The sequence below is a fragment of the Rhodococcus sp. PvR044 genome (assembly GCF_040548995.1).
In the GTDB taxonomy this organism is placed as follows: domain Bacteria; phylum Actinomycetota; class Actinomycetes; order Mycobacteriales; family Mycobacteriaceae; genus Rhodococcus_G; species Rhodococcus_G oryzae.
On sequence record NZ_JBEPSX010000009.1, the window covers coordinates 247,113 to 256,235 of the forward strand.

The following is a 9,123-nucleotide window of genomic DNA, read 5'->3' on the forward strand; positions in this document are numbered from 1 at the left end:
TCACTGCGGGACCGCCACGAGGATGAGCTCCTGTGCCGGGACATCACCCTCGACCGGGATCGGGTGAACGGTGTCGGTGGTCCAGCGCAGGGCGCCGTCGACCTCGATCTGCGCGCGGACGGCGAGTCGCGCACTTGGATCGATGGCGTCGCGGTAGGCGGCGAGCTCGAACGGCACCGGCACGCCGGTGGCGCCCTCGATGCGCTGCTCGGCGAGCAGGGTCGCCGGCGCGTCTGCCAGCGAGATGTCCTCGAGGCGAACGGTCACGACGGCGTTCTCGGGGAAGGCGATCCGCTCGCGGTACGAGACGTTCCCGGTGACGGTGAGCGTGTCGTCCACGCTGTCAGCCTGCGCGGTCTCGGGTGTCGATCCGATCGACACCACCACGGCCGCGACGACCGCGATCAGTGCCGCCCCACCGAGGGCCAGTTCCAGAATTCGTCTCGTCTGCACAGGTCGAGGATACGGATGGTCAGAACGGTGGGAGCTGGTGGCGGTGGCGTTCGCCCAGGATCGCGAGGTGTTCGGCGTGGTGGGTGCGGAGTTGTGCGCACCGGGCGAGGTGGCCGGGGTCGGTGATGGTGGCGAGTTCCGGGAGCGTCGGCGGTAGGTCGGTGGGGTGCATGTGGGTTTCCCACCAGGTCGGTTCGTAGATGCCGGGATCGGGTGGTTCGGGTGGCGGTGGTGCGGGTGGCGGCGTTGCGGCCCGTCGGGGTGCGGGCTTCTTGGTGCGGGCTTCTTGGTGCGGGCGCTGGGTCGTTGTTCGACCGGGAGTGGCAGGGTGACCCCGATTGCGCCGTGTTGGCCGATCCAGACGATCACGTCGCCGTCGAGGCGGACGACGCGGAAGAGTCGGTCGGTCTTGGCCTGGTGGTGCCAGATGCAGGCGGGTTCGCCGTTGCTCTCCACGGTCCAGCCGCCGGCGTGGGGATTGTCGGGGTCGAACTCGACGATGTGGTCGAACTGACAGTCCCGGGCTTTGACGGTGCAGCCGGGGAAGGTGCAGGTGTCGTACTTGTCGAAGACAGCGGTGCGGACGGTGTTGCTGGGCCGGTACGTCAAGGCACCGCAAGGTGGGTGGTCGTATCCGCCGTGCCCGTCCGGGTACTGGCCGTCGAGCAGGGCGGGGTTCGCCGCGATCGCGTCGAGGATGTCGGTGATCCGCGGCTCTCGTGACTCGGTGTCCGGCATCGGGCGGACGGTTGAGGGTGGGGGCAGTTGTCCGGCGGCTCTGCGTCGGAGCCGGTAGCGGATGGGGACAGAGGCGTCCCCTGACCCGTTGCCGTGCTTCGTTTCTCGTGGCGGCTTGTCGGTCTCGCGGTCGGGCGGTTCACCGTCTGCCCGTGGTGGGCGTGGCGGCTCGTCGCTCTCCGGCTCAGTCGACTCGACGTCGCCGTCCCTCTCACCCTCATCGCCGCCAGCGGCACTTCGCTCGGCCTGGATTCGTCTGGCGTCGGTGAACACCGCCTGCCACGTCGCATCCCCGGCGAGCAGCCGTGCCAACTCCGGATCGATCGGCCCGTGCCCCTCCATGTGCCCGGGATGATCCGCCAACCGCAGCAGACTCTCCAGATCGATATGAATGTGCACCTCGGGTTTCGGACGCTCGGGCCGCGGCAAATGCGCAGTCGGACAGTCATCGCGCCCGCACCGGCAATGCAGATAGGTCTCTCCGTGTACCAACGCCATGAACGCATCCGTGCGCAGATTGTCGACCGTCCGCGGATCCTCCCGACAAACCGTGCCCGCCATCTCACAAATCAGCGAATCGAGAGTGCGGCCCTCGGCCGCAGTGAGGGTGGCATACACCTGGGCCATACCGTGCAGGTCCGCGGTCACCGACACCCGCCGCGAATGACGCTCCCGCCGCCTGCGGAGTTCCTCGGCCTCGGCGGGGTTGATGCGGATCAACTCCCGCATCACCTCCGCTACGAGTTTCTTCGGCGTCAAATACAGCGCGGCGTCCGCGAGGTGGCCCTCCATCCGTTCGAGGGTGGCATCGAAGATCTCCGCGGTCGCCTCAACGATCGCGAACACCCGCGGAAAGTCCACCCGCCCCGACACGAACACCGCCCGAATCAACGGCAACCGCAGATCCAACGCATTACCCACCGCCACATACCGTTCCGCCGTGAACGCACTCACCCCCAACGCCAGAGACGTCTCCATCTCCGCCGCCCGCCCCGCCCGGTAAGCGAACTCCTCCCCGAACAGATCCACCTCGGATGCGAACTGCCGCCGCGCAAACGCAGCCGCCGTCAACACCTTGTGCGCCGCGGCGACGTTCTCCGCCCGCCCGTACTCCCGCAACGCCGACAACGCCGCCGTGCCGTCTTCGAATTCCACCGGGCGCTCGCCGCCGCGGGCGCCCTCACCTGCGGCGCCACCCCGAAACCCCCCGGTATCGAACATGTGTACGAGTCTACGCGTGACCACCGACAAGCAGATTCAGGACTACCAATACAATCAAGCCTGTGAGTGATCAGTCACGTTCCGCTCGAACTGTCGTCACGGTATGGCTCTACGGCGGACCGCAACATGGCGACTCCAAGGACGTTTCGATCCCCCTGCCGCCGGCCATCACCACCTCCGCGAACGAGGTCTATGCCAGGGTGGGCCCCGAGCTCAGCGAATCTGGCCAACCGCTATCCACGTGGTGCTATCGCTGGGAACCCCACGTCGCGCTCGAAGCACCGCTCGATCGTTAGAGTTCTTCGACAGCTTCCTCTCGTTCTTGGCGGTCACGACCGCGTTCTCTCACCGCTATTGGCACCCTCGGCTCCATCTTGTTTGGAACCTTGGTCGTCGGCCAATGGGCGATGGCCGCCGACGTTACCCACGACCGGCGTTGAGCCGGGCGGCCTGGCGCGTCAGGTGCTCGCGCTCGGCGAGGTTGGGCGCCTTCAGTGCCGCCTCCACGTACAGCCGTGCCGCCGTAGCCAGGTCGCCGTCCCGCTCGTGGAGGTACGCCGCCACCGCCGCGTGGCGGGGCAGCGAGTCGTCCAGCGCCGCAAGCGCCGCCAGGCCGGCGCGCGGTCCGTCGGCCTCACCGACGGCCACCGCGCGGTTGAGCCGGACGACCGGGCTGTCGGTCAGGCGCTCGAGCTCGTCGTACCACTCGACGATCTGCACCCAATCGGTCTCCTCGGCGGTGAGGGCGTCGGCGTGCAGTGCCGCGATGGCGGCCTGGGCCTGGAACTCGCCGAGCCGGTCGCGGGCGAGGGCCGCCTGCAGGATCTCGACGCCCTCGGCGATCGACTCGGTGTCCCACCGGCCCCGGTCCTGCTCGGCGAGCGATACCAGGCTGCCGTCGGCCTCGGTCCGGGCCGCGCGCCGGGCATGGTGGAGCAGCATCAGGGCGAGCAGCCCGGCCACTTCGGGGTGGTCGATGGCGGCCGCGAGTTGCCGGGTGAGCCGGATGGCCTCGGCGGCGAGGTCGACGTCGCCGGAGTAGCCCTCGTTGAAGACCAGGTAGAGGACGCGCAGCACGGTGGCGACATCGCCGGGCCGGTCGAACCGCACGCCGGAGACGGTGCGCTTGGCCCGACTGATGCGCTGCGCCATGGTCGCCTCGGGCACCAGGTAGGCCTGGGCGATCTGGCGGGTGGTCAGCCCGCCGACGGCGCGCAGCGTGAGCGCGACCGCGGACGACGGCGTCAGCGACGGGTGGGCGCACAGGAAATAGAGCTGGAGCGTGTCGTCGACCGCGGGCGCAGGATCGGGTGGCGGTTGATCATCCATGAGGTCCTCACGCCTGCGCCGGGCCACGTTCGCCTTCGTCACGTCGAGGAACTTGCGCCAGGCAACCGTGACCAGCCAACCCTTCGGATCCCGCGGCGGGTCGGCCGGCCAGACGCGGACCGCCTCGACCAGCGCGTCCTGCACGGCATCCTCGGCCGCCGCGAAATCTGCACCGCGGCGGACGAGGATCCCGAGCACGTGCGGTGTGAGGCTACGGATCAGGACCTCATCCACCGGAGAGGTCACTCCGTGATGGTGGGCGGCACGGAGTAGAACGGGCGCAACTCCAGCCACTCGTGGATCGGCTTGCCGTCCGCCCCTGGCGCGGCCGACAGTTCCCCGGCCAACTCGAGGGCGCGCTCGTAGCTGTCGACGTCGATCACCATCCAACCGGCGATCAGGTCCTTGGTCTCGGCGAACGGTCCGTCGGTGACCGGCGGGCGCCCCTCGCCGTCGTACCGGACGAAAGTTCCCCCAGGGGCGAGCGCCTGACTGTCGACGTACTCCCCGGTCCCCTCGAGCCGGTCCGCGAAATCCTGCATGTACTGCATGTGGGCCGAGATCTCCTCCGGCGTCCACTTGTCCATGGGTACGTCGTTGACCGCAGCCGGGGCGCCGCGGTAGTGCTTGAGAAGCAAGTACTTGGCCATCGAGTTTCTCCTCGGTTCTGGTGCGCCCCATTGTGGTCGCACTCACCACAGGGACGAAGCAAGTCACCGGTTCTCGACATCGCCATCCGAGATCTTCTGGATCTCATGGGTGACTGCGTCGGCCGAAGGCCGGTCCGGCCGACACAACAGGTGAACCCCGCGGGCACATCCACTCCATTACGGGCGGCCAAACTAAATCGGAATGCGTTACCGAATACCGAAATCAGGCAATACCACGAATTTGCTTCCCGAAAGAACCCCGCTAGCATTCGAAAAGAAGGGGAGTAGTTCACTCTGGATATCTCGACGCGGTCGGGCAGAGGCGGATGGTCGACATGCTGGCGCCACAGGGCGCCCGGTCATCCACCGGACAGTGCACGTGAAAGCTGTTCGGCGAGCGAGACCTTCGGACCAACACCACCGTTGGCCGAAGACTCTCCCCGTCCGGATCAGGCGAGTCTGCGGCCGTTGACCCGAAGGCCTGATACCCATTTCATCGAATTCGGCAGTAATAGACACACCCGGCATTCCAACCTACCGCAGCACGTTGCCGCGATCACTGGGAATTACTACGGTGTTCATTCTTCCCGCGCTCGTTCTCCGACTCTCTGGCATGCACCCGAATCCTCTGGTCGCGCTGCTGGTCTACGGGGCCGCGGTGGTGGCGGCGAGTTTCCTGCTCGCCTGGGCAGCCGAGGCCGCACAGGTCGACGTCTCCGGCGGCCTGGCGATCGCCGTCCTCGCCCTGATCGCGGTACTCCCCGAATACGCGGTCGACCTCTACTACGCCTACACCGCCGGACACGACCCCACCTACGCGCAGTACGCGGCGGCCAACATGACCGGCTCGAACAGGCTGCTGATGGGCATCGGCTGGCCCCTGGTGGTGCTGGTCTCGATCACGGTCGCGAAGAAGCTCACCGGCAAACCGGTCTCGGCGCTGGCCCTCGAGTCCGGCAATCGCGTGGAGCTCGGGTTCCTCCTCGTCGCGGGCGTCGCGGCGTTCGTCATCCCGGCGACGGGTCAGATCCACCTCGTATTCGGTGTCGCCCTGCTCGCCTGGTTCGGCTTCTACCTCTACCGACTGTCCGGTGGCGAGGTGGAGGAACCCGACCTGATCGGTACCACCGCCGCGCTCGGCGCACTGCCGGACCGGGCGCGCCGGACGACGGTGATCGCGATGCTCGTCGTCGCGGCCGCGGTCATCGTCGCCTGCGCGGAGCCCTTCGCGAACAGCCTCGTCAACGCGGGCACCGAACTCGGCGTTGATCAGTTCCTCCTCGTGCAGTGGCTCGCCCCACTCGCCTCCGAGGCGCCCGAGTTCATCATCGCGATCCTCTTCGCGGCACGAGGCAAGGGCACGGCCGCGATCGCGATGCTGATCTCGTCGAAGGTCAATCAATGGACCCTGCTGGTGGGATCCGTGCCGCTGGCCCACCTCGCCGGTGGCGGCGGCCCCGCCCTGATGCTCGACGCGCGCCAGGTCGAGGAGATGCTGCTGACCGCCACCCAGACGATGATGGGGGTCGCCCTGATCCTCGCCCTGCGGTTCCACCGCTGGTCCGCCTGGGCACTGTTTGCGCTGTTCGTCATCCAGTTCGCGATCACCTCGACCCAAGGGCGGATGCTGCTGTGCGGTGTCTATGCCGTCGTGGCGCTGGTCGCGTTGACGATCAACCGTAGGCACCTCGGCCCCACCCTCGCCGCGCCGTTCACCCGCACGGGCAATGTGCAGACATGACCCCGAGCAGCGTCCACACCACATCAAGAGGACAATCGACCGCATAAGGGAAACGTCAAGACCGCTGGTACACACGCGATCCGGGACCACACTCGCTCGGTGACCACCGCACTGCTCATACGGGCACCCCGCACCGGACGCCCCCAGCGAAAGACCGATCGACACAAGCTCTCGGTCTCCACCGGCCTGGCCGGACTCTCCCTCGACGCCATGGCGTCGGTGTCGTATGGCCCCGAGGCGATCGTTCTCGTCCTCGCGGTCGCGGGCGGCACCGGGCTGGGCTTCACGCTGCCCGTCACCCTCGCGATCGCCGCCCTGCTCGCGGTGCTCGTCGCGTCCTACCGCCAACTCATCGCGGCCTTTCCGAACGGTGGCGGCGCGTATGCCGTCGCCCGAGCCCGGCTGGGGCGCCGCACCGGGCTCGTCGCCGCGGCCTCCCTGGTGATCGACTACATCCTCAACGTCGCGGTCTCCATCGCCGCGGGCGTCGCCGCCCTCACCTCCGCGTTCCCGGTCCTGCTCCCCCACACCGTCTGGATCTGCCTGGCCATCCTGGTCGGGATCACGGCGCTGAACCTGCGCGGGATCGCGGACAGCGCCAGGGCATTCATGATCCCGACTGCGGTATTCGTGCTCAGCATCTTCACCGTGATCATCGCCGGGCTGCTGCGTTCGGAACCGCTGAGCGTCACCGAGGGCACCGCCGTCGCCGCAGATGTCCACACCGTCGGGGTCCTGTTGCTGCTCAAGGCATTCTCCAGCGGATGCGCGGCCCTCACCGGAGTGGAGGCCATCGCGAACGCGGTGCCCAGTTTCCGTGAGCCGCGGGTGAAGAACGCACAACGCGCCGAGGTCGCGCTCGGAATCCTGCTCGGCAGCATGCTGATCGGACTCGCCGTCCTCATCGGAAAGTTCGCGCTGCACCCGGTCGAGGGGACCACCGTGCTCTCACAGCTGACCGAGGCGTCACTCGGACACGGGATCGGTTACTACGTGGTGCAATTCGCCACCGTTGTCCTGCTCGCGCTGGCCGCGAACACCTCGTACGGCGGCCTGCCGACGCTGGCCCGCCTGCTCGCCGACGACAACTGCCTGCCCCATCGGTTCGCGCTGCGATCCGCTCGTGAGGTGTACCGGCACGGCGTGCTGGCACTGGGCGTGTTCGCGGGCGCCCTGCTGATCGGTTCGGGCGGCAGCATGAACGCTCTGGTGCCCCTGTTCGCCATCGGCGTGTTCGTCGGGTTCACCATCGCCCAGGCCGGACTCGTCCGGCACTGGCTGCTGACCCGGGTGCCCGGCTGGCGGTGGCGCGCCAGCCTCAACGGCTTAGGTGCCACCCTGACCGCCGTCGCGGCGCTCGTCACGACCGCGATGAAGTTCACCGAAGGCGCCTGGCTCATCGTGGTGGCACTGCCCCTGATCGTGTTCCTGATGGAGCGGGTGCGGGCGGCCTACGCGGCCATCGGCGACCGACTGCACCTCGGCGAGGTGCCCGCCGCGCCGGCCGCACAGGGCACCGTCGTCCTCGTTCCGGTGGCCGAGGTCTCCGAGCTGAGCCGGGAGGCGATCTGCGCGGGCCTGTCCGTTGGCACCGATGTCATCGCGGTCCGGGTGTGCCCGAGCGGCGAATCGCCACGCGCCTTCACCAAGGCATGGGAGGCCTGGCACCCCGGCGTCAGGCTCATCCTGCTCGACGGAGCCGACGGCGGGCTCGCGCCGACCTTGACCCGCTACATCACGGACAGGCTCGCGGACCGCCGGGTGGTCGTGGTGATCGCCGAGGTGGAGCCGGGATCCGGGTGGCGGCGGATCCTGCCGAACCACCGCGGCGACGAGCTGGACCGGGCACTGCGCCGCTATACCGACGCCGTGGTCTGCCGGGTGCGGCTCCGGGTCGGCCGATCAGTCCCGCAGCAACCGGGTCAGCCCCTCCTGGACCACCGCCGCGACCAGGTTCCCGCTGCGATCGAAGATCCGGCCCTGGGTCAGCGCCCGGCCGAACCCCGCGGACGGTGACGACTGGTCGTAGAGCAGCCACTCGTCGGCACGGAAGGGCCGCATGAACCACAGCGCGTGGTCGAGCGAGGCCTGCTGGATGTCCTCGTCGGGGTGCGGCACCTTCGCCGAACCGAGCAACGTCATGTCGCTCATGTAGGCGAGGGTGCAGACATGGAAGACGGGGTCCTCGGGGAGCGTGCGGCGGTACCGGAACCAGACCTGCTGCTGCGCGGGCACGCCCCTGCGCCGAGTCACCTTGTCCTCGGGCACGAATCGCAGATCCCAGTCGGCCCACTCCCGGAACTCCCACGACAGTTCCTCGCTCATCATCTCCGAGGTGTCGGGCAGGTCCTCCGGGTTCGGGACCGGGGGCATCTCGTCCTCGTGCTCGATCCCGATGTCGCCCACGTGGAATGAGGCGGACATGGTGAAGATCGCCTGACCGTCCTGGACCCCGGTGACCCGGCGGGTGCAGAACGATCGGCCGTCCCGGATCCGGTCGACGAGGAAGACGGTGGGGATGGTCGGGTTTCCCGGCCGCAGGAAGTAACCGTGCAGGGAGTGCACGCGGTACCGCTCGTCGACCGTTCGGACCGCGGAGACCAGGGCCTGGCCCGCCACCTGACCGCCGAACGTACGGGTCAGCATCGTGTCCGCGACGATGCCGCGGAAGATGTCCTTCTCCAGCCGTTCGAGTTCCAGGATCTCTTCGATGGACGACATGGCGTACCCCTTTCGACCGGTGCTCACGCTAGCAACGACGCGGCCCCGCATCAGGGATGCGGGGCCGCGTCGAGAATTCAGGCGATCAAGCGCCGCCGATCACCAGCCGCGCTCGGCGAGCCGGTGCGCGACCGGCAGATCGTCGACGTTGATGCCGACCATAGCCTCACCCAGACCGCGGGAGACCTTCGCCAGCACATCCGGGTCGTCGAAGAAGGTGGTGGCCTTGACGATCGCGGCCGCACGCTCGGCCGGGTTGCCGGACTTGAA

General features: G+C 68.2%; 7 protein-coding genes and 1 pseudogene. 3 read left to right on the top strand and 5 right to left on the bottom strand.

Annotated elements, in window-relative coordinates; translation table 11 throughout:
* Window positions 1-2,412 carry a DUF222 domain-containing protein gene (locus ABIC28_RS20875; protein WP_354580631.1) on the bottom strand — a complete coding sequence of 804 codons (2,412 nt, stop codon included), beginning with the start codon at window positions 2,410-2,412 and terminating at the stop codon, window positions 1-3.
* Window positions 2,413-2,474: 62 nt separating this feature from the next.
* Between ABIC28_RS20875 and ABIC28_RS20880 the strand changes: the two genes are divergently transcribed.
* Complete coding sequence (locus ABIC28_RS20880) at window positions 2,475-2,708, top strand: hypothetical protein (RefSeq protein ID WP_143548368.1); 234 nt, start codon at window positions 2,475-2,477, stop codon at window positions 2,706-2,708.
* Window positions 2,709-2,832: 124 nt separating this feature from the next.
* Here ABIC28_RS20880 and ABIC28_RS20885 read toward each other — a convergent pair whose 3' ends face one another.
* Window positions 2,833-3,975, bottom strand: coding sequence for an RNA polymerase sigma factor (locus ABIC28_RS20885; protein WP_097209997.1), 1,143 nt, complete (start codon window positions 3,973-3,975; stop codon window positions 2,833-2,835).
* A gap of 8 nt (window positions 3,976-3,983) precedes the next feature.
* On the bottom strand, window positions 3,984-4,391 hold the full coding sequence (locus ABIC28_RS20890; RefSeq protein WP_097209944.1) for a YciI family protein: 408 nt from the start codon (window positions 4,389-4,391) through the stop codon (window positions 3,984-3,986).
* Between the two features lie 511 nt (window positions 4,392-4,902).
* Here ABIC28_RS20890 and ABIC28_RS20895 point away from each other — a divergent pair.
* Both ABIC28_RS20895 and ABIC28_RS20900 read left to right on the top strand, forming a co-directional pair.
* Entirely contained in the window at window positions 4,903-6,132 is a 1,230-nt protein-coding gene (locus ABIC28_RS20895) for a calcium:cation antiporter family protein (RefSeq protein WP_502945056.1), read from the top strand.
* 210 nt (window positions 6,133-6,342) lie between these two features.
* Window positions 6,343-8,148: an APC family permease gene (locus tag ABIC28_RS20900; protein WP_354580660.1), complete on the top strand. Its 1,806-nt coding sequence runs from the start codon at window positions 6,343-6,345 to the stop codon at window positions 8,146-8,148.
* On the opposite strand, the gene ABIC28_RS20905 is transcribed toward ABIC28_RS20900, so the two are convergent.
* On the bottom strand, window positions 8,035-8,853 hold the full coding sequence (locus ABIC28_RS20905) for an acyl-CoA thioesterase (protein ID WP_136909117.1): 819 nt from the start codon (window positions 8,851-8,853) through the stop codon (window positions 8,035-8,037). The two genes, ABIC28_RS20900 and ABIC28_RS20905, sit on opposite strands and share 114 nt — an antisense overlap.
* 99 nt (window positions 8,854-8,952) lie before the next feature.
* Window positions 8,953-9,123 (bottom strand): annotated as a pseudogene (locus tag ABIC28_RS27270) (pyridoxal 5'-phosphate synthase lyase subunit PdxS); the annotation flags it as partial.

Excerpts from the sequence above, each read along its gene's own strand:
- ABIC28_RS20890 (WP_097209944.1), bottom strand. The coding sequence starts at position 4,391 with ATGGCCAAGTACTTGCTTCTCAAGCACTACCGCGGCGCCCCGGCTGCG.
- ABIC28_RS20900 (WP_354580660.1), top strand. The coding sequence starts at position 6,343 with ATGGCGTCGGTGTCGTATGGCCCCGAGGCGATCGTTCTCGTCCTCGCG.
- ABIC28_RS20905 (WP_136909117.1), bottom strand. The coding sequence starts at position 8,853 with ATGTCGTCCATCGAAGAGATCCTGGAACTCGAACGGCTGGAGAAGGAC.
- ABIC28_RS20875 (WP_354580631.1), bottom strand. The coding sequence starts at position 2,412 with ATGTTCGATACCGGGGGGTTTCGGGGTGGCGCCGCAGGTGAGGGCGCC.